This window comes from Rhodanobacter glycinis (assembly GCF_900114325.1).
GTDB classification, from domain to species: Bacteria; Pseudomonadota; Gammaproteobacteria; order Xanthomonadales; family Rhodanobacteraceae; genus Rhodanobacter_A; species Rhodanobacter_A glycinis.
Genome location: NZ_FOSR01000012.1, coordinates 22,978 through 47,938, shown reverse-complemented (window position 1 = coordinate 47,938; position 24,961 = coordinate 22,978). Strand labels below are relative to the sequence as shown.

The 24,961-nt window shown below is 65.8% G+C and carries 21 protein-coding genes; 5 read left to right on the top strand and 16 right to left on the bottom strand.

Going from position 1 to position 24,961, the window contains the following annotated elements:
• The first annotated feature begins 345 nt into the window (after positions 1-345).
• The 3 genes from BMY90_RS12955 to rapA all read left to right on the top strand — a co-directional run bounded on the left by BMY90_RS12955 (position 346) and on the right by rapA (position 6,364).
• Entirely contained in the window at positions 346-2,676 is a 2,331-nt protein-coding gene (locus BMY90_RS12955; RefSeq protein WP_092704502.1) for a catecholate siderophore receptor Fiu, read from the top strand.
• An 87-nt stretch (positions 2,677-2,763) separates the two neighbouring features.
• Positions 2,764-3,441 carry a Fe2+-dependent dioxygenase gene (locus BMY90_RS12950; RefSeq protein ID WP_092704500.1) on the top strand — a complete coding sequence of 226 codons (678 nt, stop codon included), beginning with the start codon at positions 2,764-2,766 and terminating at the stop codon, positions 3,439-3,441.
• A gap of 82 nt (positions 3,442-3,523) precedes the next feature.
• Positions 3,524-6,364, top strand: coding sequence for an RNA polymerase-associated protein RapA (rapA, locus tag BMY90_RS12945; protein WP_092704498.1), 2,841 nt, complete (start codon positions 3,524-3,526; stop codon positions 6,362-6,364).
• Between the two features lie 162 nt (positions 6,365-6,526).
• On the opposite strand, the gene BMY90_RS12940 is transcribed toward rapA, so the two are convergent.
• The 6 genes from BMY90_RS12940 to BMY90_RS12915 form a co-directional block, all read right to left on the bottom strand.
• Positions 6,527-7,138, bottom strand: coding sequence for a hypothetical protein (locus tag BMY90_RS12940; RefSeq protein WP_092704496.1), 612 nt, complete (start codon positions 7,136-7,138; stop codon positions 6,527-6,529).
• Positions 7,139-7,147: 9 nt separating this feature from the next.
• Complete coding sequence (locus tag BMY90_RS12935; RefSeq protein WP_037102234.1) at positions 7,148-7,405, bottom strand: DUF2249 domain-containing protein; 258 nt, start codon at positions 7,403-7,405, stop codon at positions 7,148-7,150.
• Between the two features lie 111 nt (positions 7,406-7,516).
• A complete protein-coding gene (locus BMY90_RS12930) occupies positions 7,517-8,182 on the bottom strand; it encodes a rhomboid family intramembrane serine protease (RefSeq protein WP_008216147.1) in 666 nt (221 codons plus the stop codon).
• A 184-nt stretch (positions 8,183-8,366) separates the two neighbouring features.
• Complete coding sequence (locus BMY90_RS12925; protein ID WP_008216148.1) at positions 8,367-9,026, bottom strand: C40 family peptidase; 660 nt, start codon at positions 9,024-9,026, stop codon at positions 8,367-8,369.
• A gap of 169 nt (positions 9,027-9,195) precedes the next feature.
• Entirely contained in the window at positions 9,196-9,939 is a 744-nt protein-coding gene (locus tag BMY90_RS12920) for a YggS family pyridoxal phosphate-dependent enzyme (RefSeq protein WP_092704494.1), read from the bottom strand.
• Between the two features lie 226 nt (positions 9,940-10,165).
• Positions 10,166-11,590: a M20 family metallopeptidase gene (locus tag BMY90_RS12915; protein ID WP_008213220.1), complete on the bottom strand. Its 1,425-nt coding sequence runs from the start codon at positions 11,588-11,590 to the stop codon at positions 10,166-10,168.
• Between the two features lie 347 nt (positions 11,591-11,937).
• Between BMY90_RS12915 and BMY90_RS12910 the strand changes: the two genes are divergently transcribed.
• Both BMY90_RS12910 and BMY90_RS12905 read left to right on the top strand, forming a co-directional pair.
• Positions 11,938-12,417, top strand: a complete 480-nt coding sequence (locus BMY90_RS12910) for an SET domain-containing protein-lysine N-methyltransferase (protein WP_092704493.1) — start codon at positions 11,938-11,940, stop codon at positions 12,415-12,417.
• A 6-nt stretch (positions 12,418-12,423) separates the two neighbouring features.
• The gene (locus tag BMY90_RS12905) at positions 12,424-12,963 is read left to right on the top strand and encodes a GNAT family N-acetyltransferase (RefSeq protein ID WP_092704491.1); all 540 of its coding nucleotides are present in this window, start codon (positions 12,424-12,426) and stop codon (positions 12,961-12,963) included.
• Between the two features lie 834 nt (positions 12,964-13,797).
• Here BMY90_RS12905 and BMY90_RS12895 read toward each other — a convergent pair.
• From BMY90_RS12895 to sufB, 10 genes are all read right to left on the bottom strand, one after another.
• Positions 13,798-14,715 (bottom strand): hypothetical protein, encoded by a 918-nt coding sequence (locus BMY90_RS12895; protein ID WP_092704488.1) that lies wholly within the window; start codon positions 14,713-14,715, stop codon positions 13,798-13,800.
• Complete coding sequence (locus tag BMY90_RS12890; protein ID WP_342741515.1) at positions 14,715-16,943, bottom strand: M1 family metallopeptidase; 2,229 nt, start codon at positions 16,941-16,943, stop codon at positions 14,715-14,717. The genes BMY90_RS12895 and BMY90_RS12890 overlap by 1 nt, the downstream gene beginning before the upstream one ends.
• Positions 16,944-17,031: 88 nt before the next feature.
• Positions 17,032-17,361 carry a non-heme iron oxygenase ferredoxin subunit gene (locus BMY90_RS12885; RefSeq protein ID WP_008208720.1) on the bottom strand — a complete coding sequence of 110 codons (330 nt, stop codon included), beginning with the start codon at positions 17,359-17,361 and terminating at the stop codon, positions 17,032-17,034.
• Entirely contained in the window at positions 17,358-17,900 is a 543-nt protein-coding gene (locus BMY90_RS12880) for a GNAT family N-acetyltransferase (RefSeq protein ID WP_092704484.1), read from the bottom strand. Before BMY90_RS12880 ends, BMY90_RS12885 begins: the two co-directional genes overlap by 4 nt.
• Positions 17,901-17,919: 19 nt before the next feature.
• On the bottom strand, positions 17,920-18,855 hold the full coding sequence (panE, locus tag BMY90_RS12875; protein WP_092704482.1) for a 2-dehydropantoate 2-reductase: 936 nt from the start codon (positions 18,853-18,855) through the stop codon (positions 17,920-17,922).
• A 3-nt stretch (positions 18,856-18,858) separates the two neighbouring features.
• Positions 18,859-19,773: an acyltransferase gene (locus BMY90_RS12870; protein WP_092704480.1), complete on the bottom strand. Its 915-nt coding sequence runs from the start codon at positions 19,771-19,773 to the stop codon at positions 18,859-18,861.
• 118 nt (positions 19,774-19,891) lie between these two features.
• Positions 19,892-21,127, bottom strand: coding sequence for a cysteine desulfurase (locus BMY90_RS12865; RefSeq protein WP_092704478.1), 1,236 nt, complete (start codon positions 21,125-21,127; stop codon positions 19,892-19,894).
• A 147-nt stretch (positions 21,128-21,274) separates the two neighbouring features.
• The gene (sufD, locus tag BMY90_RS12860; RefSeq protein ID WP_092704476.1) at positions 21,275-22,576 is read right to left on the bottom strand and encodes a Fe-S cluster assembly protein SufD; all 1,302 of its coding nucleotides are present in this window, start codon (positions 22,574-22,576) and stop codon (positions 21,275-21,277) included.
• Positions 22,573-23,340: a Fe-S cluster assembly ATPase SufC gene (sufC, locus tag BMY90_RS12855; RefSeq protein WP_008209379.1), complete on the bottom strand. Its 768-nt coding sequence runs from the start codon at positions 23,338-23,340 to the stop codon at positions 22,573-22,575. The genes sufD and sufC overlap by 4 nt, the downstream gene beginning before the upstream one ends.
• A gap of 138 nt (positions 23,341-23,478) precedes the next feature.
• Positions 23,479-24,942, bottom strand: coding sequence for a Fe-S cluster assembly protein SufB (sufB, locus tag BMY90_RS12850; RefSeq protein WP_092704559.1), 1,464 nt, complete (start codon positions 24,940-24,942; stop codon positions 23,479-23,481).
• Positions 24,943-24,961 lie beyond the last annotated feature (19 nt).

Here is a 24,961-nt window from a genome sequence, read left to right as displayed (position 1 = left end):
GCTAAGCCACGCCAGTCGCGGCTTGACCAGACCAAAGGCCCCGCACGCGAGTGCGGGGCCTTTTTCGTGGGCGCCACGAATGTGGGGAAGCAGGCATTACGGGTTGATGACGCGAAAGGTGTTGCAAATCATTCTCATTAAAAATAACATTGACTGAATGATTCGTTGCGACGGTCGCGCCGTCCGTGTCTCGGGGAACCGACACGGCCTGCGCCATGACGACAGTGCAGCGCGCTCGCGGATCCTGCTGCCGGGATCCGTGGACACGCCAGCCATCCGGCCGCCAAGTCGCAACCTCGCGCCCCCTGCTTTCCCCTTTCCAGAAACGCCGTGGAGTTTTTACCGATGGACTTCATCAAGAGCCGCAAGCATCCCGTCACGCGCCGTTCGTGCGCACCGACACTCACCGCCGCCACGCTGATGACCGGCCTGGCGCTGGCGCTGCCCGCAGCCGCTGCAACGTCCACCGATACCACCTTCCCCACGCCCGAACAGCTTGCTTCGGCCAAGCGCCTGCCGGCCGTCAACGTGGAAGGCACCGCGGCGGCGTACAAGATCGATCAACTCTCCTCGTCCAAGTTCACCGAGCCGCTACTCGACACGCCGCAGACGATCAGCATCATCAGCAAGGAAATCATCCAGCAGCAAGGCGCCACCACGCTGACCGAAGCGCTGCGCAACAGTCCCGGCGTGGGCACTTTCTACGTCGGCGAGAACGGCACCACCTCCACCGGTGACGCCATCTACATGCGCGGCTTCGACACCTCCGGCAGCATCTTCGTGGATGGCGTACGCGACCTCGGTTCGATTTCGCGCGACGTGTTCAACATCGAGCAGGTGGAAGTGACCAAGGGCCCGGATGGCACCGAATACGGCCGCACCGCGCCCACCGGCGCGGTCAACATGGTCAGCAAGCAGCCGATGCTGGGCAACGCCGTCTCCGCCTCGATCTCCTACGGCAGCGGCAGCCACAAGCGCGCCACCGCCGACTTGAACCAGGTCACCGGCAACCACTCCGCCTTCCGCCTCAACGTGATGGGCCAGAACAGCGGCGTGGCCGGCCGCGACCACGTGAAGAACGACCGCTGGGGCATCGCCCCCACGCTGGCGTTCGGCCTGGGCACGCCCACCCGCGTGTACCTGGACTACCTGCACGTAAAGCAGACCAACGTGCCCGACGGCGGCGTCCCCACCATCGGCCTGCCCGGCTATTCCAGCCCCGATCCGACGCGGCCGTTCATCGGCAACGCCCCGCAGGTCAATCCGCACAATTTTTACGGCACCGACGCCGACCACGACCACGTCACCGCGGACATGTTCACCGTGATCGTCGAGCACGACTTCTCGCCGGACATGGCCTTGCACAACACGCTGCGCTGGGGCCGCACGCATGAGGATTACCTGCTGACCTCGTTCATGGGCAACGCGGCCAACCTGGTCACGCCGAACCCGGCCGATCCGTCCAGCTGGTCGCTGGTCCGCAGCATTCCGAACTACAAGGACCAGACCAACCGCATCGTCACCAACCAGACCAACCTCACCGCCAGCTTCACCACCGGCAGCGTCATCCACGACATCAGCACCGGCATCGAGCTGAGCCAGGAGAAGCTCAACACCGGCGGGCTCGGCACGCTGGACGGCAGCACGGCGTCACCCGCCAACCTGTACGACCCCAGCTGGAATGCCACCGGTCTGGTCTACGGCAACACCGGCACCTCCAGCCGCGGCAAGACCGACACCTACGCCGCCTACCTGTTCGACACGCTGAAATTCGGCGAGCACTGGCAGGTGAACGCGGGTGCGCGACTGGACCACTACACCACCCGCTTCGATAGCATCGTGGCGTGTGGTGGCCGTCGCGGCCCCGATTGCGGTGGCCTACCGGCCGGCAGCCCCGCGCCTGGCGTCGACGCCAGCAAGAACGGCAACCTGCTCGGCTACAAACTCGGCGTGCTGTACAAGCCCAGCGCGATCAGCAGCATCTACGCCAATTTCGCCGTCTCGCAGGAGCCGCCGGGCGGCAACGGCCTGTCACTCAGTTCCTCGGCCAACAGCGCGGACAACCCGATCTTCGACCCGGAAAAAGCCCGCACCACCGAAATCGGCACCAAGTGGAACCTGCTCGACGACCAGTTGCTGCTCACCGGTGCGCTGTACCGCACCGTGGTCACCAACCAGGTCGTGCAGGATCCGACCGACCTGCTGTACTACCAGGTTGGCAAGAAGCGCGTGCAAGGCATCGAGCTGAACGCAGTCGGCCAGATCAGTCGCAACTGGGCGGTCAGCGCTGGCTATACCCTCATGAATGCCACCGTCACCGATGGCCCGAACGTGTCCGAGGACGGTTCGAGCGATCTGGCCTATACGCCCAAGAGCGCCTTCACCGCCTGGACCACCTACCACCTGCCGTTCAACCTGACCATCGGCGGCGGCGCGCGCTACTCCGGCGAGATGAAGCGCGGTACCGACGGCGCCATCGGCACACCGGCCTTCACCCGTGCCTACTGGGTGTTCGACGCGATGGCCAGCTATCCGCTCAACAAGCACATCGACCTGCAGTTGAACCTGTACAACCTGTTCAACAGGAAGTACGTGGCGGCGATCAACAAAAGCGGCTACCGCTACACCCCGGCCACGCCACGCTCGGGCATGCTGACCGCCAACATCCGCTTCTGATCCGAGTCAGGCTGTCACCTGCGGTTTCAGGCAAACTCGAAAGCCCTTCCCAAGCGGGGAGGGCTTGCCGCGTTGAGGACCCTCGCCATGCTGTTGCACATCCCTGCCATCCTCGATCACGACCAGGTCGTGCAGCTGCGCCAGGCGCTGGATGCCGCCGACTGGACCGATGGCCGCGAAACCGTCGGCGTGCAGGGCGCACTGGTGAAACGCAACCGGCAGCTGCCCGATGCTTCGCCACTGCGCGCCGAGCTGGGCCACATCGTGCTGGCCGCACTCGCACGCCACCCGCTCTACCATGCCGCCACCTTGCCGCTGCGCACGCTGCCGCCGCGCTTCAACCGCTACGAAGGCGGTGGCCAATACGGCATGCATGTCGACGGTTCGGTGATGTCGCTGCCGGGCGGCGAGCAGTTGCGCAGCGACATCTCCTGCACGCTGTTCCTCAGCGAACCGGACGATTACGACGGCGGCGAGCTGATCGTCAGCGATACCTATGGCGAACACGAGGTGAAGCTGCCCGCCGGCGACGCCATCATCTATCCGTCCAGCAGCCTGCACCGCGTGCAACCGGTCACCCGCGGCGCGCGCCTGGCCTCGTTCTTCTGGGTGCAAAGCCTGATCCGCGACGACGGTCGCCGCCGCCTGCTGTTCGAACTGGATACCTCGATCCAGCGCCTCACCGCCACCGGCGCCGATGCCGACGCCGTACTGCAACTCACCGGCACCTACCACAACCTGCTGCGGCAATGGGCCGAAGCCTGAAGAGGGCCGGCGACACGCAACGGTTCCCACCACGCGACCGGGAGCGGATAATCGGCGACCCCTGAAACTCCACGGCTGTGCAATGTTCGTACCTGGTCAACGCTGGATCTCCACCGCCGAGCCGGAACTCGGCCTCGGTACCGTGCTGCGCGTCGAAGGACGCGGCGTGCAGGTGCTGTTCGCCAAGGCTGGCGTGCTGCGCCCCTACGCGATCGACTCGGCACCACTGGTTCGGGCCGAATTCCGCGCGGGACAACGCGTGGCCGGCAAGGGGGTCGCCTTCCTGGTCGAACGGGTGGAAGTGAAGGACGACCTGCTGATCTATCGCGGTGAAGGTCGCGAACTGCACGAAGGCCAGCTCGACGACGAACAAAGCGTAAGCCAGGCCGACGAGCGCCTGACCGGTGGCCGCACGGATCCGGTGAGCCACTTCGAGCTGCGCCTGGAAGGCTTGCAACGCCGTGCCGACGCCCGCCGCTCGCCCACCTGGGGACTCGGCGCCGCGCGCATCGGGCTGGTGCCGCACCAGTTGCGCGTGGCCGGCGCCGCCGCCGCGCGGCGGCCGCCGCGGGTGTTGCTGGCCGACGAGGTGGGCCTGGGCAAGACCATCGAGGCGGGCATGATCATCGCCCGCCAGCTCGCCGCCGGTCGCGCCTCGCGCGTGCTGGTGCTGCTGCCCGACACGCTGGTGTACCAGTGGTTCGTCGAATTGCTGCGCCGTTTCAACCTCAGCTTCGCGATCTACGACGAAGAGCGCTGCGAAGCGCTGGAGCAATCCGGCAACGACAGCAACCCGTTTGAAGACGAGCAGATGGTGATCGCCGACTTTGGCTTCCTGCAGGCCAGCGCGAAACGCGCACAGCAACTGCTCGATGCCCCATGGGACCTGCTGGTGGTGGATGAGGCCCATCATCTGGAGTGGACGCCCGAAGCCGCCAGTCCGCGCTACACGCTGGTGGAACAGCTGGCCGCGAAGACGCCCGGCGTGATCCTGCTCACCGCCACCCCCGAGCAACTCGGCCGCAGCGGCCATTTCGCCCGCCTGCGCCTGCTCGATCCGCAGCGCTACCACGACCTGGACACCTACCTGGCCGAAGCCGATCGCTTCCAGCCGTTGTCGCGCATCGCCGATCGGCTGCTCGACGGCGAAGCCCAGGACGCCGAGCAGCTCTCCCATCTGCACGCCTTGTTCGCCGGCGACGATGCCTTGCTCGCCTGCCTGGCCGACACCACCAAGGCCGCCCACGCGCGGACGATTCTTGATGCGTTGATCGATCGCCACGGCACCGGCCGCGCGATGTTCCGCAACCGCCGTGCCGGTATCGGCGGCTTCCCGCAGCGCCAGCCGGTATGGCACATCACCGAATCGGACGAAGTCAGCGAGGATGCCCGGCAAGCACTGCTTGCCGAATTCCACGCCGACATCCAGCAACCGGCACCCGTGCTGGAACTGGACTACGCGGATGATCCGCGGCTCGAAACCCTGGTCGCCCTGCTCGACGAATACCCGCAAGACAAGTTCCTGCTGATCTGCCGCAGCCAGGCCAAGGTACTTGCGCTGGAAGAAGCGCTGCGCACGCGCACCGGCGCCGGCATCGCGCGCTTCCATGAAGGCCTGGGCATCATGCAGCGCGATCGCAACGCGGCCTTCTTCGCCCAGCCCGATGGCGCGCGCCTGCTGCTGTGCTCGGAAATCGGTTCGGAAGGACGCAACTTCCAGTTCGCGCACCGCCTGGTGCTGTGGGACCTGCCGCTCGATCCCGACCTGCTGGAACAACGCATCGGCCGACTCGACCGCATCGGCCAAAGCCACGACATCGCCATCCACATTCTCGCCGTGGCCGACAGCGCACAACACGTGCTGGCCCGCTGGTACGACGAAGGCGTGGATGCCTTCCGCGCCAGCCCGGCCGACGGCCGCGAACTGCTGCGCCGTTTTGGCAGCACGCTGACGCAACTGGCCGAGGAGCACGCCCGCGGCCCCGGCAGCCGCGACCAGGAACTGGAAGCGCTGCTGGCCGAGACCCGCGCCGCCCACGAACAATTGGCCGAACTGATTCGCGCCGGCCGCGACCACCTGCTGGAACTGGCAGCCAACCGCGACCTGCATGCCGAGGAACTGGGCCAGGCATTCCGCCGCGAAGACATCGATCCGGCCCGCGATGCCTTCGTGCAACGCCTGCTGGAAGCCTTCGGCATCCACGCCGAGGAACTCGGTGGCCAGGTGCTGCTGCTCGATCCGCAATACCTGTCCACCGATGCTTTGCCCGGCTTCGCCGAGGGCCCGCAATCGGCGACGTTCGCGCGTAACGTGGCGCTGGCGCGCGAGGAGCTGCCCTTGCTGCGGCTCGACCACCCGCTGGTGGCCGGTGCGCTGGACCTGGCTCTTTCCGGCGAACAGGGCAACGCCGCCTTCATGGTCGACGACGCGCTGCCACCGCGCACCGCCCTGCTGCAAGCGGTCTACCTGCTTGAATGCGTGGCCCACCGCCAGCTCGATGCCGAACGCTTCCTGCCGACCCAGCCGATCACGGTGACCGTGGACACCCGGCTTGCCGAGCGTGCTGATTTCCGTCCCAGCGACGTCGCGTTGCGCAAGGCCGCCGACCGCAACATCGAAGTGGCGCGCTACCGCAAATTCCTGACCAAGCTGGTGCCGCCGATGCTGGAGCGCAGCGAAGCCATTGCCACCTTGCGCTCGCAATCAGTCATCGACGAGGCCACCGTGCTCGCCACCGAGATGCTGGATGCGGAACTGTCACGCCTGCGTGCCCTGCACGCAGTCAACCCGTCGATCAGCGAAGCGGAAATCACCGCCGTCGCCGACGAGCGCACCGCCCTGCTGGAGGCTCTGCCACAATCGCGGCTACGCCTGGACGCGGTGCGCTTCGTGGTCAGCGCGGACTTCCTGGCGCTTCGCTGAGCACTGTTGACCCAAGCGGGCGGTGCGCCAGCGCGCCTCGCCCCCGCTTTTCATCGCACCGCACTCCTCACCGTCATTTCCGCTTTCGCGGCTGTGACGAAGGTCGAGGCGACACGAAGTCGAGGCGCCAACGAGTCACCGGCGCCCGCCTTTGTCGTACCCTCACCGACGCTCAACCCGTATCACCGCCGGATCATCGGCGTGTTCCAGCAACAGCCGTCGCACCCGTCCCTGCCACGCGACACCGAATGCGCGCTGCTGCGCGGCATCGGCATTGCCCTGCAGCACCGGGCCCAGCAAGGCCCGCTGGGCGGGATCGGGCGGGACGCTGGACAGGTCCAGGGTCAACGCCACGGCGGCGCCGGTATCGTTGCGACGGAACAGGATAGGGCCACCCTCGACGCTCTCGGCAAAATCCAGCAGGCCGCTGCGCACATACTGACCGCCGAGGCCATGGAAACCGTTTTCGGCGGCCGCACCGGTCAGCAGTGTGAGCACCTGTGCGGTCACGCCGGTCACGCCGTCATCCACGGGTGCCGGCATGCGTACGCTCACGCCGCCGCGCTCGGGTATCTCGCCGGGATAGAGCGTCATCAGCGCGGTACGCCCCAGCAGATAGGCACCGGCCACGGTGGGGCACGAATGCCCGGCCAGGCGCACCGCGTCGGCGTAGTGGTATTCCATCACACCGTCGCCCGCCGCGCCGAGCAGGTCGGCCAACCGGTCACGCACGCACACCACCGGGGCCTGGTCGAAAAAACCGGGCATGGACATGATCGCGCCTCAGCCAGTCACGCCGAAATCGATGACCACCAGCTCGGCATCGCGCTGCACATAGTTCACCGACAACACGTCGCCGTAGCGCTCGTTCAACTGGGCGATCAGCGGCAACGGATCGTGGTCGTTGATGAAGCGCATGGCTTCGCCCGGCTGCAACACGCCCAACGCAGCGAAGATCGACGAATGACGGAAACGCCGCGCGATGCCGCGTGCATCGAAGATGTGCGTGGAGTTCTGGCTCAGCGTGGCAGACGTGTACATGGGCATGGATACCTGTGGCGGGAATGACCCGCGCAGCATGCGCCGCCGCCACGCAGCCCCGCCATGACATGGATCAGCCCGCCCCGCGGCGACACGCCGCAGCCGCCACGGTCAGCGCATCAGGCGCCGTTTCGGCTTGATCGGAAACTTGCCGCGCCAGTACTGGATCAGCACGATGCCCCCGACCATTCCGCCCAGGTGCGCGAAATGCGCCACGCCCGCCTCGGTGCCGGTGACGCCCATGAACAACTCCACTGCCGCGTAGCCGATCACGAACAGCCACGCCGGCATCGGCACCGGCAGGAACAGCAGCATCACCTTCTCCTGCGGATACAGCATGCCGAACGCCAACAGCAGGCCGAAGATCGCACCGGAAGCGCCGATGGTGGGATAGAAGCCGTGGGTGAAGTATTTCACCACCAGCAGTTGCGCCAGCGCCGCCACGATCGCGCAGACGAAGTAGTAGATGACGAAGTGACGCGCGCCGAAGGTCTGTTCGATCGCCCCGCCAAACATGTACAGCGCGAACATGTTGAACAGGATGTGGGTGAAGCCGCCATGCATGAAGGCATAGGTGACCACCTGCCAGATGCGGAAACCGGCAGTGATGACATGCCCGTCTGGCGTGGCACCGGTGACATCCGGCCCCAGCGGCCACAACGCGAAATGCTGGGTCAGCGCCAGGCTGGTCTGGTCATGCAGCAACAGTTGCAGCACGAACACCAGCACATTGGCGATCAGCAGGTTGCGGGTAACGGGTGGCAGGTTGAAGGGCATGCAAGGTTTCCGGGAGCGATGGAGCAAGGGTAGCCGGGTGTACCCTCATGCGTCATGCGGTCGCCTGGACGGCTACGCACCCCTCCGCGACAATTCGCCACGCCACGAAGGGGCGCAAAAACCGGAAAAGGAAACGACAAGGCCGCCAGATGGCGGCCTCGTCCAGCGATGCGAGACAGGCGAATCAGCCCTGGCGAGCGGCCATCGAGTCGATCTCGGCCATCGCGTCCGGACGCTTGGCGCCGGCGAAACGCTTGGCCCAGTAGGCCTCCTGCAGGCTGTCCACGCGCACGGTTTCGCCGTGGCGGGGCGAATGGATGAAGCGCCCACCGCTGAGGTAAATGCCCACATGGGAGACGCGGCCGTGGCCGTGACGGCCGGCGGTGCGGAAAAACACCAGGTCGCCCGGCTTCATCTGGTCGCGCTTGACCTTGTGCCCCACGTGGAACTGTGAGGCGGAGTTGGTCGGCAGCTCCAGGCCCAGCGCATGGGCGAACACGTAACGCACGAAACCGCTGCAATCGAACCCGGTGGACGGGCTGTGGCCGCCGCGCACGTACGGGCTGTTGCGCAGCTTCATGGCCAGGCTGATCAGGGTCTTGCGCAGATCCAGTGCCTGGTCATCCGCAGCGGACGCCGGCAAGGCCACCGGGCCACTGGGGATCATCGACTGCGCCAGCTTCGTGGCCGGGTTGAAGATCGGCAAGGCATCCATCAGCGGGGCGGACGCCCGGGCAGCGGCCATGTCGGCCGTGGCCCCGACCGTACCCGCAGCAAACAGCGTGCCGCTGGCGAGCAAGGCCGACACCAGCACGGCAGAAGCGGTCAATCGCTTGAAGAGCATGCGGGAAATCCCAGTGTAATCGCTGACTTCCGATCGCCCGCATGGTGCGACGACCGTGATGAAGGAGTGAACTTAGCAAAGGGAAGTGGATGACTTGTTCGGATGGAGTTAACTGAACCCTGTCGTTCACGAACAATCGACAACCGGTTCACACTCCAGCCATTCATATTCAGCCAGATATGTCGCCCTGCCCGCTGCCTTCGGGCCAGTAATACGAATCCGGATACGGCCGGCGACCGAAGATGGCGGTGCCGATGCGTACTTCGGTCGAACCTTCGGCGATGGCCAGCGGGAAATCGCCGCTCATGCCCATCGACAGGCGCGGAATGTCGTGGCCGCGGGCCATTTCGGCATCGCGCAACTCGCGCAACTGACGGAAGCAGGCGCGTATCTCGGCCGGATCGTCGGTGTGGATGGCCAGGGTCATCAGGCCGCGCACGCGCAAGGTGTCGTACTGGCGCAGGCTGTCCAGGAAGGCCGGCAGCTGGTCGGGCGGCAGGCCGTACTTGCTGTCCTCGCGCGAGGTCTTCACCTGCACGAGTACGTCGATGCTGCGGCCTTCCAGGGTCAGGCGGCGGTGCAAGGCCTCGGCCAGTTCCGGGCGGTCCAGCGACTGCACCTCGCTGGCCAGTCGCGCCACGTCCTTGGCCTTGTTGGTCTGCAGGTGGCCGATCATCACCCAGTCGATGCCGCAGTCGGCCAGCGGACCGGACTTGTCGCGGATCTCCTGCACCTTGTTCTCGCCGAAGCGATGCAGCCCCAGCGCCACCGCCTCGCGCACCACGTCAGCGCCGAAGGTCTTGCTGACCGGCAGGATGCTGACCTCGGACGGATCGCGCCCGGCGGCGCGGCAGGCTTCCGCCACGCGATGGCGGATATCGGCCCAGTTGTGGGCGAGATGGGAGTGATCCATGAGTACGGCTCTTTGCGTTCGCCTCCTCGCCCCTTTGAGGGAGAGGATTGAGGTGAAGGGCGGGTGCTCCGCCTTGGCCCCTTCTCCCCTCCGGGGAGAAGGCTGGGATGAGGGGCGGGTGCTCGCGAAAACATTCAAGCGAGCGCTCTTCGCTTCTTTCAAGCGCCCCGAGAGGTTGGCCCCTCACCCCGCCCCTCTCCCCGCAGGGGAGAGGGAGAAAGACGCCTCAGCCCTTGGCGCCCTGCGCGTAATGCCTGGCCACCACTTCGGCCACCACCATGCTCACTTTCTTGCCGGTGGGGATATGCAGGAACTCGTTGGGGCCGTGCGCGTTGGAGTGCGGGCCCAGCACGCCGGTGATCAGGAACTGCGCCTGCGGGAATTTCTCGCCCAGCATGCCCATGAACGGAATGCTGCCACCTTCGCCCATGTAGGCCGCCGGTGCGCCGAAGTAATGCTCGGAAGCCTCGGACACGGTCTGCGACAGCCACGGCGACAGCGCCGGCGCATTCCAGCCGCTGCCGTCCTTTTCCAGCTTGAAGTTCACCTTGGCGCCGTACGGCGGATCCTTTTCCAGCAGTTCCTTGACGAACTGGCCGGCCTTGGCGCCGCTGAGGGTCGGCGGCACGCGCAAGCTCAGCTTCACCGCCGTCTTGGGACGCAGCACATTGCCGGCGCTTTCCAGTGGTGGCATGCCGTCCACGCCGGTCACGGCCAGCTGCGGGCGCCAGGTGCGGTTGAGCACCAGCTCGCCCAAGTCCTCGGTCACCGGCTGCATGCCTTCGACGAACGGGAATTTGTCGTAGATGTCCGCCCCCAGCACCTCGGCCGACTTGCGCGCCTGCTCCACGCGCTCGGCCGGAACCTCCACATACAGTTCCTGCGGCTTGATACGCCCGGTGTTGGCGTCTTCCAGCCGCTCCAGCAATTGGCGCAGGATGCGGAAGCTGGACGGCACCACGCCGGAGGCGTCGCCCGAATGCACGCCCTCGGTCAGCACTTCGACGCTCAGCTCGCCGCCGGTCATGCCGCGCAGGCTGGTGGTCAGCCAGAGTTGATCGTAGTTGCCGCAGCCCGAATCCAGGCACACCACCAGCGACGGGCTGCCGATGCGTTCGGCCAGGTGATCGACGTAGAACGGCAGGTCGTAGCTGCCCGATTCCTCGCAGGCCTCGATCATCACCACGCAGCGCGCATGCGGAATACCCTGCTCATGCAGCGACAGCAACGCAGCCAGCGAGCCGAAAATGGCATAGCCGTCGTCGGCGCCACCGCGGCCGTAAAGCTTGTCGCCCTTGAGCACCGGCGTCCACGGACCCAGGCCTTCGGACCAACCCGTCATTTCCGGCTGCTTGTCGAGATGGCCGTAGAGCACCACGGTGTCGTCGCCCTGGCCCGGCACTTCGATGTAGATCAGCGGCGTACGCCCTTCCAATCGCACCACTTCAAGCGTGGCGCCCGGCAAGCTGGACAGCTTGCTGTTCGCCCAGTCGCTCATCAGCTTCACCGCCGCATCCATGTGGCCATGCGCCACCCAATCCTTGTCGAACATCGGCGACTTGTTGGGAATGCGAATGTAATCGGTCAGCTTCGGCACGATCTCGGCGTCCCACAGGTCGCTGACGAAACGGGAAAGGCGGGCGGTATCCATCACGTGGGCTCCAATACAGGCAGGCGAAAACACACATTGTACCAGCGCCCCGTGACGACCCTGTCCCACCGGACTGCCGCCTGTGGGGATTCCCTGACAAATCATGGCGCCAAAAGCGCACGCGCACCGCACGCAAGCGCTGGCGGCGAACCATCACGCCTTGCGGCAAAGTATCGGTCAGGCCAACACGGAATGTTGCCTCAGGGATGTCAGTGCAACGGATTGTCGAATGCGGGGGGATGCTGCATTCATACAGGGACGATTTCCAGGATGGAGCAGCCGGTGCAGCAAGGAATGCCGCGCCGGCTGCGCTACACTGCGCGGCATTCCCGCCGCCGCCACGCCCCATGATTCTTCCGCGCTATCGCATTGCCGTCTCCACCATCCGTGGCGCTGGCAAAGGCCTGTTCCTGGACGAAAATGTGGCCGCCGGGCGCATCCTCACCGCCCCCGATGCCATCGACCGCACCTGGCGATTGGCCGAGATCGTCGCCGATCCGGCCCTTTCCGCGCAGATGCACGCCGCCGCCCGCTGGTTCGAGGACCGCTACACGCTGTCGCCAGACTGGCCGGACGAGTGCTATATCAACCACAGCTTCCAGCCGGTCGGCCTGTGGCACCTGGGCTTCGTGTTCGCCTTGCGCGACCTGCCCGCAGGCACCGAGATCACCGTGGACTACCGCCACCTGCTGCCACCCGGCCAGGTCGAGGATTTTGCGGATGCGGCTTCCGGTGAGACAATCGTGGGTCTGCCCTGGGCTGAAAGCCTGGCAACCACTACGCGCGCGCTGGCCAGTCTGCTTGATGGCACGGTGCCTGCTTGCTGATTTGACATGATTGATATCCCCGTAATCGAAACCGCGCGCCTGCGCCTCACCGCCCTCACCGAACGCCACTTCGACGACTACGCCGCGATGCTGGGTGATCCGGAGAGCACGCGCTGGGTCGGCGACGGCCAGCCGCTGGACCGCACCAATGCCTGGCGCTCGCTGGCCATGCTGATCGGCCACTGGCAACTGCGCGGTTACGGCATGTGGGCGCTGGAGTTGAAGGAAAGCGGCGAATTCATCGGTCGCGCCGGTCTGTTCCACCCCGAAGGCTGGCCGGACGTGGAACTGGGCTGGATGCTCAAGCCGGAACACCGCCACCACGGCTACGCCACCGAAGCCGGCAACGCCGTGCTCGATTTCGCCTGGAGCCGCCTGCACGTGCCGCGCGTGATCAGCCTGGTGCGCATCGGCAACGATGCTTCCGATCGCGTGGCCGAACGGCTGGGCGGCGAGCACATCGAGGACATGGATTTCTACGGCAGCGACACCCACGTGTTCGCCTACTATCCGCCTCGGGCTGAGGCGCGTCGCGCCTTCGCGTAGGCGGGGCTGCGGCCCGTTCCGGGTGGGCTGCAGGCGTTATCGTGGAATTGCTCGCCAGCGGCGGGCTTTTGCTCGTTCTGACGTGGTCGCTAGATTGCTCGCCTGCGGCGGGCTTTCGGACGCCTGCCGGCGCCCGAGTTACCTCTCTTTGCTGGCCCACGCCACTGCAGGAGCAGTGGCGAACAGCGAAGCTGGCCCGAAGGGCGAAGGGCAGGATGCCCGGAGTCAAGAGACGTAACCCAGAGAAATGGCCTATGGGACCCGCCGACCCTACAAGCCTTGGCGGTCGAGGGGTTTGGAACCTGCGTGACACTTCCTGTTACACCAGCGGCCACACCGCGCCGTCACCGTCAACTGAGGGGTAGGAAGAGCGGACGCGTGTGGTCGAGCTTGGCGCTGCGGTGTGCGGCTTTTTCATCCCCTTCGAGAAGCGGCGCACGGCGGAGGATCAGGCCCGCAGGGTGACCGGCATGGATGCCGGTCAGTTCGACGTCAGGGCAGGCGACGGCATGGATGCCGGAGTTGAGGCAACGCAGGACGCAGTTGCCCGATGTGCTGTCGGCGAACCCCCGTAGCCGGGCGCGGACCCGCCGGCTCGCAGAGCCGGTGGGCGCGAACGCAGGGTGCCCCTCTCTTGGGTTACATTCTCTCGGGCAAGCGAGAGAAAGTGACTTGGCCACCGGCAGGTGGGCGAAACCCCGTCACCCTCGTGGCGGCACGTTACCCAGGCATTTGAGTCCGGGCGGAACGCCCCAAAGCATTCCGGGCAGCAAACGCTCACAACGTGACCAGAAGAGGAGCATGCTCCCTCCCGGCCATATGCAACGCCTCCGATCAGCGTGCCGATGCAAATCCCGACGAGCGCCGCCCCGCTCGCCATGCACGCGACACCGCGGCCAACGCAAACAGGCGCGCCAAGCGCATCCAGCCCACCACCAGCACCATCAGCTGACCCAGCAACAACGCCAGCAGGAAGCCGCCATCCACTGCCGTGGAGTGGATGCGTGCCAGGCCGAGTGCGCCGAAGATCAGCAGGCCGATCACGCTCACCACCAGATAGAACAGCAAGGTGCCCAGCGGTCGGCGCAACAGTTGCAGGAGGCCGCGGCCGAACGCGCGGGTGGCCGAACGCAGTTCGGGGTCGGCGATGAACGCGGCGCGCATCGACTCCACGATCGCCTGCGCCAGCACGAACACCACCAGCAATACCCACTTCGCACCATGCGCCCAGGCATCCGCCTGCGATTGCAGCACGGCTTCCGCGGCATGCTTGTCGGCCAGGTGCGAACCCGCCCCAGCGACCACCAGCACCACCGCGTAAGGCACCAGCGCCCACAGCATCACGCGGAACATCCGCCCGTATTCGATCCAGCCGTTCTGCAGCAACGCGCCGAAGCCCAGGGTGCGCCCGGCACGGCCGCTGCCGACCATCATGCCGTCGAGGAACGGCGACAGCAGCAGGGTCAGCACCACTCCGAGCAGGGCCGTGGCGCCAAACCACGCGGCGTGTCCGCTCAAGGCCATCATCGTGTCGCCGAACATCGATGCATTGAAGTGCTGCGCCCATTGGGCCGAGTGCACGGAGTGATCGAGCAGCCCGGCCAGCGTGCGCCACAACGGCAACGCCACCACTGCCACCGGCAGCAGCAGGAACAGCAGCCACAACAGCAGCAGGCGCCACTGGATGGCCGCCAGCATGGCGGAGAACAGGGCCCCGGGACCCACGCGACGGGAAGTGTTGTAGGCCATCATCACAAGGTCACCAGCATCGAGTAGAAAGCCTGCAGCACGGCAGCCACGTCGGCGCTCCAGCGACGCGACGCGGCGCTGTTCGGCTTGGTTGCGTAACTGTCGTTGAGCTTGTTCGCATCGAGGTAGACCTGCTGCTGCGGATCGAGCTCGGCCGACACCACCTTGCCCGGCTTGACGAAGTCGAAGCGCGCCCAGCGGCGATCATCGTTCCAATGCACGTCTTCGTGGCTGCCGTCGGCAAAGGTCACGCGCAGCAATTCGGGCACCTGGGCACCGTCGCGCAGCACCGTCACCGTGCTGTGCCAGGGATAGGCCCCGCCGCTGCCCGGCTTCGCCTTGGGGTGCGCCTTCTTCCAGTCCGACTCCTGCTTGGCGATCTGCTTGTCCAGCGCGGTGCCGTCGGCTTCCACTGGCTTGCCGTCCTTCCACGTCACGCCAGCCTGCGGCAGCACCTGGCGGGTATCGATGGAGGCCACGCGATCGTCGATGTGTTTGGTGCCGTAGACGAACTGGTCGAAGATTTCGTTGACGTCCTTGGCGTCGCCCGAGCCGTCGATCATCGCCTGGCGGAAATCGGCCACCGAAGGATGGCGGAAACGCCAGCGCTGGTAGTACAGGCGCATGGCCTTTGCCATGGTCGCCTTGCCCATGCGCAGCTCCAGGTCGTGCATGGCCGTGGTGGTGCGCGTGTAGACCGTGCCGTAACTGGTGCTGGACAGGCGATCCCAGCTGTTCTGCGCCAGCGGATCGGCCGGCTGCCTCAAGGTGGCGCCCAGACGTTCCATCTGGAAGGCGGTGAGTGTCGGTGTGATGCCCAGCCATTTCATCAGCGGCGAGGCAGCGGTGATGTCCTCATGCGTGTCGCGCAGCATGCGGTCATCCCAGTACTCGTTGAGGCCTTCGTCGAGCATCGGCTCCTCGAATTCGTCCGAAGCGATGATGCCGTAGAAGTAGCCGTGACCGAATTCGTGGATGTTGACGAAATCGCTCTCGTACTGGCTCAGCGTGCCCGGCTCCACCTTCTTGTAGCCCTCCGAGGTGAAGAAGGTGGGGTATTCCATGCCACCGGCTTCCTGCGCGTTGTACGGCGGGATCACCGCGGTCACCGTGTGATACGGGTAAGGCCCCAGCGTCTTCGAGAAGTAACCCAGCGCGGCGATGGTGGACTTCAGCGTCGGCGCAGCGCTGCCCACGTATTCGGGCGGATAGATCACCCGCACGTCCACCTTGGGGCTGCCCGGGCCGGTCCAACTGCCGTCCAGCGTCTTGTAGCCCTTGGCGGCTACCCAGGCGAAGTCGTGCACGTCGCCCTGCACGAAGTGGTAGGTGGTCTGGCCATCCTTCGATACCGGCGCGCCCTGCTCCTGTCCCACCGCACCCACGGTGTAATCGCTGGGTACGGTCAGGTGTACGTCGTACAGGCCGAAATCGGCGTAGAACTCGCTGTTGAAGTGGAACTCGTGCACGTTCCAGCGCACTTGCGTGGCGCCGCGTTCGCCCGGCAATTCCAGCACGCCGATCTTCGGAAACCACTGTCCGACCAGGTTGAAATCGCCCCACCAACCGGTGCGCTCGACCACGCGTGGCAACTGGCTGAGGAAGTTGATGTCCAGCGCGAGCGTGCCGCCGGCGGGCACGGGTTGGGCGAGGTCGAAGCGCACCACCGTCTCGTCGGTGGCGGGGCCACCATCGGGGTGCACGAAGCTCCATTTCAGCGCCGTGCCGTCCTGTTCGACCTGTTGCAGGTGGACCCAGCCCCACTGGCCCTTCTTCAGCCGGGCGTTGCCGCGCGAACGGCCATGCGCGGTAAGCACCCTGCGCTCGGTGAACCAGGTGCTGCCGTCATTGGCGAAGGCGTTGAGATACAGGTGGAAGTAGACGTGGCTGACCGGGCGATCGCTGCGGTTGCGCCAGGTCATGTGTTCCTTGCCGGTCACCTGGTGCTTCGCTGCATCCAGGCTGGCATCGATGGTGTAGCTGACCACCCGGTCGGACAGCGTCGGCTCGCTGCCAGTGCGTTGGCCGCCCCAGGCATTCGGCGCGCTGGGCGTGGTGATGATGGTCTGGTGTGCCGGTGCGAACGGAATCGGTGCGCTGCTTGCCACCGCCGGTGCCGCCGTACTGGCTGCCGGCGCCGGCGCCGACTGGGCCCAGCCCAGCACCGGCCAGCCCAGGCCACACACCAGGGCCGCGAGCCACAGCCCGCGACTGCCCGTCATTCCTGCCATCGCACGTCTCCCCCACGAGTGATTCCTCCAGCGTGCGCCGCATGCGGCGTTTCGTCATAGGCCAGAGGTCATGGAGGGGCGGATAAAGTCAGTCGCGATCGTCCCGGGTAAAGATCGCGCCATCCTCCTCGCGCACCGGGAAGCTGGCCACCGGTTCGTAGGCCGGCGGTGCAGTGACGGCACCGGTGCGCACGTCGAAGCGGGCGCCGTGGCGGGGGCATTCCACCTCGAACCCGTGCACCTCTCCGCCGGCGAGATCGCCGCCGTCGTGCGTACAGACATCCTCGATCGCGTAGAGGTCGCCGTCGATGTTGTACACCGCGATCGGCGTATCGCCGTCGTACACGGTGCGGAACTCGCCCGGCAGCATTTCACTACGCGTGCCTACGCGCACCCAACCTTCGGATTCCAGGCTCATGCGGGAAACTCCTTGATCAACACCTCGAAACGCAGATCGTCGCGCAGCGGGATGCCGAAGCGCTCGTCGCCGTACGGAAACGGCTTGTACTGGCCGGTGCGACGGTAGCCGCGACGTTCGTACCAGGCGATCAATTCCGCACGCTGCTCGATCACGGTCATGTGCATGGCGCGGCATTGCCAGCGTTCGCGCGCCATGCGCTCGGCCTCGGCCAGCACCGCCTTGCCCACGCCACCACCCTGCTGCAGCGGATCGACCGCGAACATGCCGAAGTAGCCGCCGTCCGCCTGCCGCTCGACATGGCAGCTGGCAAGCAGTCGGCCATCGCGTTCGGTCATCACGATCAGGCTGTCGGGACGCGCCATCACCTCGGCGATGTCGGCGGCGTCCGTGCGCTGGCCATCGAGCAGATCCGATTCGGTGGTCCAGCCGCGCCGGCCGGAATCGCCGCGATAGGCCGACTGGACCAGCGCCAGCAACGCGGGGATATCCGCGGCAGTAGCGATGCGGAAAGCAAAGGGAAGCGGCTGTGTCGACATGCGGCAAATTCCGGAAAGGTCAGTTGGTCTGGCGACGGGCGCGGCCCGCCTCGTAAGCCTTGAGATGGGCATAGGCCACGGCCAGCATCGAACCATCGCCAAGCGCGTGCCCCGAGCGTGCCAGCATGTCGCCGATCACGTGGTCGGCCTCGATCGGATGACCCTGCTGCAAGTCGCGCAGCATCGAGGCAGTCAGCGAGGACTGGGCATCGGTAAGCAGGCCACGGGCGTGTCCGAGCGCGGCGTCGCTGGGCGCATGACCGGCGCGCTCGGCGGTGGCGCGGCAGTCCTCCAGCAAGGCCAGCGTGGCCTCGGCGCCGCCGGGTGCGGCCATGATGTCGGCTACCGAGGCGCGCATCAGGCAGGTGATGCCGGCCAGCGAGGCCAGGAACACCCACTTGTTCCACATAGCCTGCAATGCATCGTCGCTGGCATGCGCGTCGAAGCCGGCATCGAGCATGACCTTGGTGATCGCCTGCATGCGTTCCGATTTGCGCCCGTCGCGCTCGCCGAAAACCAGGTTCTGCATGGTGTTGAGATGACGGATCGCGCCTTCGTCATCCAGCGTGGCGGCAATCGAGCACTGGCCGGCCAGCACCTTGTCCGCACCGAAGCGCGTATCGAGCCGATCCATGTGGCGCATGCCGTTGAGCAACGGCAGGATCGTGGTATGCGAACCGACCGCGGGAGCAAAATCCTCCATCGCCTGCTCCAGCCCGTAGGCCTTGCAACTCAGCACGATCAGGTCGAACGGTTCGTGCAGCTCGCGCGCCAATACGGCGGGAGGTGCCGGCAATGTCACGTCACCCGTGCGGCTGTGGATCACCAGGCCATGACGCGCCAATTGTTCCGCGCGACGCTCGCGCACCAGAAACGTGACATCGCGTCCATGCTGCAGCAGACGGCCGCCAAAATAACCGCCGGTGGCGCCCGCACCTACAAACAGGATTCGCATTGCTCAGTCTCCTCTTGCCGTCTCGCTGACCGGCCCGGACATGCGTTCGATGCACGCATCCTTGGCCCGCCACAGTTCATTGACCCATGTCTGGAAATGCTCACGGAAAACCGGGTCCGCTTCGTAATCACCGCGCAGCGATGCCTCGATCGGCCGCTCGCTCACATGGACGCGGACTTCGTGCACCCGGCCGGCGACCAGGTCCTTCATGCTGCAGGGGCCTTCCGGGTAGACGATGCTGACGTCGAGAATCGCGTGCAATGCATCGCCCATCGCATCGAGCACGAACGCCAGTCCACCGGCCTTCGGCCGCAGTAGGTGGCGGTACGGCGAAGCTTGCGCATCGTGCTTGGCCGGGGTGAAGCGCGTGCCCTCGGCGAAGTTCATCACCGACACCTGCATGCGGCGGAATTTTTCGCAGGCGCGGCGAGTGGCTTCCATGTCCTTGCCGCGCAGCTCCGGATGCCGCTCCAGCGTCTCCCGCGAATAGCGCTTCATGAAGGGAAAATCCAGCGCCCACCAGGCCGGTCCGAGCAACGGCACCCAGATCAACTGCTGCTTGAGGAAGAAGCGCAAGAACGGAATGCGTCGGTTGAACACCTTCTGCAGCACCGGGATGTCCACCCAGCTCTGGTGGTTGCACAGCACCAGGTAATTGCCGTCCGGACGCAATCCGTCCAGGCCTTCCACCTGCCAGCGGATGCGGGTGAACAGGTCGAACAGGAGATTGTTGAAGCCGATCCAGCTTTCCGCGATGGCCACCAGCCCCTGCGAGCATGCGCTGCGAGCGGCGCGCCATGGCAACACCAGCTTCACCAGGGTCAGCGCGAACAGCAGCAACACATGCACCACGACGTTGACCGTCAGCAACAGCACGACCAGCGGAACGCGAATCAGGCGGGGCAACGAGGCGAACATCGAAGACCTTGGGGCGAGCGGGAAATCAAAGGGTAACCGGTCGCCCGCGTGGCAGCACGCATCGCGACCATCGTCCAATACCGGAGCCGCTGTCGGCGCACCGGCGCCGGCCCGGCATTCACATCAGCAGCTTGCGTACCTTCAGCAAGGCCGCCACGAAGGCATCCACTTCCTCGTGCGTGTTGTAGAACGCCAGCGAGGCACGCAGCGTGGCCGGCACGCCGTAGAACTGCATCAGCGGATGCGCGCAATGATGGCCGGAACGCACCGCCACGCCTTCCAGGTCCAGCAGCGTGGCCAGGTCGGTCGCCTGGGCGCCATCGAGCAGGAACGAGATGACCGGTTCCTTGTCCACGGCTTCGCCGAAGATGCGCAGGCCGGGAATCTCGCGCAGGCGCGCGCTGGCGTAGTCGAGCAGCTCGCGCTCGTGTGCGAGGATCGCGTCGAAGCCGATCGACTGGTAATAGTCGATCGCCGCCGCCACGCCAGCGAAACCGGCAATGTTCGGCGTACCGGCCTCGAACTTGTGCGGCGCTTCGGCAAACGTGGTGCCGGAAAACTTCACTTCGCGGATCATCTCGCCGCCACCGAAGAATGGCGGCATCGCATCCAGGTGTTCCTTTTTCGCCCACAGCAAACCCGTGCCGGTGGGCGCCAGCATCTTGTGGCCGGTGACCGCATAGAAGTCGCAGCCCAACGCCTGCACGTCCACCGGACGATGCGGCACGGCCTGCGAGCCGTCCACCAGCAGCGGAATCCCGCGCTTGCGGCACTCCTTCGCGATCTCGCGCACCGGATTCACCGTACCCAGCACGTTGGAGACGTGGGCCATGCAGGCCAGCTTCACTTCGGGCGTGAGCAGCTCGATGAATTTCTCGACGATCAGCTCGCCGCGCTCGTTGATCGGCGCCGCCTTCACCGTGGCGCCGCTGCGTGCAGCCACCAGCTGCCACGGCACGATGTTGGCGTGATGTTCCATCACCGTGGTGAGGATCGCGTCGCCGGGCTTCAGCCGCGGCAAGGCATAGCTGTAGGCCACCAGGTTGATCGACTGCGTGGTGCCCGAGGTCAGCACCACTTCGTTGCGCGACGGCGCGTTGATGAAACGCGCCAAGGCATCACGCGCACCTTCGTAGGCACTGGTGGCTTCCTCGCCAAGTTGATGCACCGCACGTGCCACGTTGGCGTTGTGCTCGCGGTAATGACGGTCCACCGCCTCGATCACCTGGTGCGGCTTCTGGCTGGTATTGGCGTTGTCGAAATACACCAGCGGCTTGCCGTGCACGCTGCGCGCAAGCAGCGGGAAGTCCGCACGGATGCGAGCGAGGTCGAAGGCTGGCGCGCTGGCTTGCATGTTCGTCTCCAATGTTCCGTGATTACTCTTTACCGCAGTACGCCGCGTGCAGGAGTGCGGCCGGTGTGCGATGGCTCTGGCGTTGCTGGAAGCCGAGAGCATTCGCGCACAGGGTGCGCTCCTACCGCATCTTCAAACTCTGTGTCGTCAAACTGGCAGCCTGATCGCCAACAACGAAGCAAGATGCTCGCGCAACGTCGCGTTTGGCAGGTCATCGAGCACGGCACGGCAGAACGCCGCGGTCAGCAGGGTGCGCGCCTCGGCCAACGGAATGCCACGCGAGCGCAGGTAGAACAGTGCGCGTTCGTCGAGCTGGCCAACCGTGGCGCCATGCGCGGCCTGCACTTCATCCGCATAGATTTCCAGTTCCGGTTTGGTATCGATCTCGGCGCTGCCCGACAGCAGCAGGTTCTTGTTGTTGAGCCGGGCGTCGCTGCCATCGGCACCGGGCGCCACCAGGATCGCGCCGCGGAACACGCCGCGCGCGCGGCCATCCGCCACGCCGCGCCAGGTCGAGTCGGACGTGGTGTTCAATGCCTGGTGGCGAATCGCCAGCTGCGTGTCGATGTGCTGACGACCGCGCGGCACGAATACGCCGCGCGTATCCAGCCGGGCGCCGTTGCCGACCAGATCGGCCTGCAGATCGTGGCGCACCAGTGCGCCGCCCAGTTCCAGCACGTGCAGCAAGGCTTGCGCCCGCGCGCCCAGTTGCAACGCATGGCGATGCACCAGCGTGGCGTCCGCCGATGCATCTTGCGCGACGATGTGCTGCAGGCGCGCGCCGTCGCGCAGTACCACGTCGGCCACCAGCGTGCCCAATTGGCGTGCGTTGCCGCTGCCCACGTGCTGCTCGACCAGGGTGAGTTCGGCGCCTTCGCCCAGCTCGATCACATTGCGCAGATGCCATGCCAGCTCGGCATCCGCCGCCACACCAACGAAGACCAGTCGTACCGGCACATCGATCTTCGCGTCGGCCGCCACCCGCAGCACCACACCATCGACGGCCTGCGCCGCATTGAGTTGCGCGAAGGCGTCGCCGCGTTCCTTGTAGCGACGCGCCAGCGCAAAGCGCAGCGGCTCGGCGTCTTGTGCCAGAGCCTGCGACAGCGGCCTCAGCGCGAGCCCGGCGGGCAGAGCAGAAAGATCGGAAAGGTCGCCGCGGAACACGCCATTGACGAAAACCAGCCGCGGTCCGTCGAGCCCCGGCAACGCAAACGCTTCAGGATCGATGTCGCGCGTGGCCGCCTGCGCGTCACCATGGATGAAGCTGCGCTGCGACAGCGCACGTAGCGCGGTGTATTTCCACGCTTCCACGCGCGTGTCGGGCAACCCGGCTTCGCCGAAGGCGGCCAGGTTCTCGCGTCGGGCTTCGTCCAGCCAGCCGATGCCGCTGCTCGGCGGCGGCACCGCCAGCGTGGAGGCCACAAAGGGAACGGCCGACTCGCTCATGCCTGCGCACCGGCCGGCTCGCCGTGCTGGGCAAGCCACGCATAACCGTGTTCTTCCAGCTTGTGCGCCAGCGTCTTGTCGCCGCTCTCGACGATGCGTCCGTCCGCCAGCACATGCACGAAGTCGGGCACGATGTAGTCGAGCAGGCGCTGGTAATGCGTGACCACCAGGAAGCTGCGCTCCGGCGAACGCAGCGCGTTGACGCCCTCGGACACCTGCTTCAACGCATCGATGTCCAGGCCCGAATCGGTCTCGTCCAGGATCGCCAGCTTCGGTTCCAGCACCGCCATCTGGAAGATTTCGTTGCGCTTCTTCTCGCCGCCGCTGAAACCTTCGTTCACCGCGCGATGCATCAACTCGTCGGAGATCTGCATCACCTTGAGCTTCTCACGCACCAGCTTGAGGAACTGCATGGAATCCAGCTCCGTTTCGCCGCGCGCCTTGCGCTGCGCATTGAACGCGGTGCGCAGGAAATAGGTGTTGTTCACGCCGGGGATTTCCACCGGATACTGGAACGCCAGGAACACGCCGGCCGCGGCGCGCGCCTCCGGCTCCAGCGCCAGCAGGTCGACGCCGTTGTAGGTGACGCTGCCGGCGGTCACTTCGTAGCCGTCTCGGCCGGACAACACGTTGCCCAGCGTGGACTTGCCGGCGCCGTTCGGCCCCATGATGGCGTGCACCTCGCCCGGGTTCACCGTCAGCGAGAGGCCCTTGAGGATTTCCTTGCCCTCGACGCGGGCGTGCAGGTTTTCGATTTTCAGCATGGTTGTTCCTGATCTTGAGCCCCTCTCCCATCGGGAGAGGGGTTGGGGTGAGGGTTCGGCTGGAACAGGATGCCCCGCTCCGCCCGTACCCTCATCCGCCCTTCGGGCACCTTCTCCCGGAGGGAGAAGGGAAAAGCATCAACCGACAGCACCTTCCAGCGACACTTCCAGCAGCTTCTTCGCTTCCACCGCGAACTCCATCGGCAGCTCGCGAAACACCTGCTTGCAGAAGCCGTCGACGATCATCGACACCGCGTCTTCCTCGCCGATGCCGCGGCTGCGGCAATAGAACAGCTGGTCGTCGGAGATCTTCGAGGTGGTGGCCTCGTGCTCGACGATCGCGCTGGGGTTCTTCACCTCCATGTAGGGGAAGGTGTGCGCGCCACAGCGCTTGCCGATCAGCAGGCTGTCGCACTGGGTGTAATTGCGCGCGCCTTCGGCGCCCTTCTCCACCTTCACCAGGCCGCGATAGCTGTTGTTGCTGCGCCCGGCGCTGATGCCCTTGGAAACGATCTTCGACTTGGTGTCGCGACCGATGTGGATCATCTTGGTGCCGGTATCGGCCTGCTGAAAATGATGGGTCAGCGCCACCGAGTGGAATTCGCCGACCGAGCGGTCGCCGCGCAGGATCACGGAAGGATATTTCCAGGTGATCGCCGAGCCGGTTTCCACCTGGGTCCAGCTGATCTTGCTGTCCGCGCCACGGCAGTCGCCGCGTTTGGTCACCAGGTTGTAGACGCCGCCGACGCCGTTCTCGTCGCCGGGGTACCAGTTCTGCACGGTGGAATACTTGATCTGCGCCTTTTCCAGCGCGACCAGCTCGACCACCGCGGCATGCAACTGGTTCTCGTCGCGGCGCGGCGCGGTACAGCCTTCCAGATACGAGACGTGCGCACCTTCCTCGGCCACGATCAGGGTGCGCTCGAACTGGCCGGTGTTCTGTGCGTTGATGCGGAAGTAGGTGGACAGTTCCATCGGGCAGCGCACGCCCTTGGGGATGAACACGAAGCTGCCGTCGGAAAACACCGCCGAGTTCAGCGCGGCGAAGAAGTTGTCGCCCGGCGGCACCACGCTGCCCAGGTATTTCTGCACCAGCTCGGGATATTCGCGGATCGCCTCGCTCATCGAGCAGAACAGCACGCCGGCGTCGGCGAGCTGCTTGCGGAAGGTGGTGCCCACCGACACCGAGTCGAACACCGCATCCACCGCCACGCCGGCCAGCGCCGCGCGCTCGTGCAGCGGCACGCCCAGCTTCTCGTAGGTTTCCAGCAGCGCCGGATCCACTTCGTCCAGCGACTTCGGCGCCACCTTGGGGGCGGAGTAGTAGCTGATCGCCTGGTAGTCCTGCGGCGCCATCTTCAGCTTGGCCCAGTCCGGCTGCGGCATGGTCAGCCAGTGGCGGAACGCCTTGAGGCGCCACTCGGTCATCCACTCCGGCTCGCGCTTGATCGCCGAGATCTGGCGCACGGTTTCCTCGCTCAGGCCAGGCGGCAGGCCGGTGCTTTCGATTTCGGTGACGAAGCCGGCGCTGTAGCTGCGCCCCAATGCCTCGGCAACCTCGGCGTTGTCGCGAAGCACGGTGGCCCCGGTGTCACCGAGCATGTGGTCGCTGCGTTCGCTG

What these genes read in the sequence shown, in the direction of transcription:
- BMY90_RS12925 (WP_008216148.1), bottom strand. Translation starts at nt 9,026, where the DNA reads ATGCTCTTCAAGCGATTGACCGCTTCTGCCGTGCTGGTGTCGGCCTTG.
- BMY90_RS12865 (WP_092704478.1), bottom strand. Translation starts at nt 21,127, where the DNA reads ATGCAAGCCAGCGCGCCAGCCTTCGACCTCGCTCGCATCCGTGCGGAC.
- BMY90_RS12915 (WP_008213220.1), bottom strand. Translation starts at nt 11,590, where the DNA reads ATGGATACCGCCCGCCTTTCCCGTTTCGTCAGCGACCTGTGGGACGCC.
- panE (WP_092704482.1), bottom strand. Translation starts at nt 18,855, where the DNA reads ATGCGAATCCTGTTTGTAGGTGCGGGCGCCACCGGCGGTTATTTTGGC.
- BMY90_RS12920 (WP_092704494.1), bottom strand. Translation starts at nt 9,939, where the DNA reads ATGGATCACTCCCATCTCGCCCACAACTGGGCCGATATCCGCCATCGC.
- BMY90_RS12930 (WP_008216147.1), bottom strand. Translation starts at nt 8,182, where the DNA reads ATGCCCTTCAACCTGCCACCCGTTACCCGCAACCTGCTGATCGCCAAT.
- rapA (WP_092704498.1), top strand. Translation starts at nt 3,524, where the DNA reads ATGTTCGTACCTGGTCAACGCTGGATCTCCACCGCCGAGCCGGAACTC.
- BMY90_RS12905 (WP_092704491.1), top strand. Translation starts at nt 12,424, where the DNA reads ATGATTGATATCCCCGTAATCGAAACCGCGCGCCTGCGCCTCACCGCC.
- BMY90_RS12955 (WP_092704502.1), top strand. Translation starts at nt 346, where the DNA reads ATGGACTTCATCAAGAGCCGCAAGCATCCCGTCACGCGCCGTTCGTGC.
- sufC (WP_008209379.1), bottom strand. Translation starts at nt 23,340, where the DNA reads ATGCTGAAAATCGAAAACCTGCACGCCCGCGTCGAGGGCAAGGAAATC.
- BMY90_RS12940 (WP_092704496.1), bottom strand. Translation starts at nt 7,138, where the DNA reads ATGTCCATGCCCGGTTTTTTCGACCAGGCCCCGGTGGTGTGCGTGCGT.
- BMY90_RS12880 (WP_092704484.1), bottom strand. Translation starts at nt 17,900, where the DNA reads ATGTCGACACAGCCGCTTCCCTTTGCTTTCCGCATCGCTACTGCCGCG.
- BMY90_RS12890 (WP_342741515.1), bottom strand. Translation starts at nt 16,943, where the DNA reads ATGGCAGGAATGACGGGCAGTCGCGGGCTGTGGCTCGCGGCCCTGGTG.
- BMY90_RS12935 (WP_037102234.1), bottom strand. Translation starts at nt 7,405, where the DNA reads ATGTACACGTCTGCCACGCTGAGCCAGAACTCCACGCACATCTTCGAT.
- sufD (WP_092704476.1), bottom strand. Translation starts at nt 22,576, where the DNA reads ATGAGCGAGTCGGCCGTTCCCTTTGTGGCCTCCACGCTGGCGGTGCCG.
- BMY90_RS12910 (WP_092704493.1), top strand. Translation starts at nt 11,938, where the DNA reads ATGATTCTTCCGCGCTATCGCATTGCCGTCTCCACCATCCGTGGCGCT.
- BMY90_RS12885 (WP_008208720.1), bottom strand. Translation starts at nt 17,361, where the DNA reads ATGAGCCTGGAATCCGAAGGTTGGGTGCGCGTAGGCACGCGTAGTGAA.
- BMY90_RS12870 (WP_092704480.1), bottom strand. Translation starts at nt 19,773, where the DNA reads ATGTTCGCCTCGTTGCCCCGCCTGATTCGCGTTCCGCTGGTCGTGCTG.
- BMY90_RS12950 (WP_092704500.1), top strand. Translation starts at nt 2,764, where the DNA reads ATGCTGTTGCACATCCCTGCCATCCTCGATCACGACCAGGTCGTGCAG.
- BMY90_RS12895 (WP_092704488.1), bottom strand. Translation starts at nt 14,715, where the DNA reads ATGATGGCCTACAACACTTCCCGTCGCGTGGGTCCCGGGGCCCTGTTC.
- sufB (WP_092704559.1), bottom strand. Translation starts at nt 24,942, where the DNA reads ATGCTCGGTGACACCGGGGCCACCGTGCTTCGCGACAACGCCGAGGTT.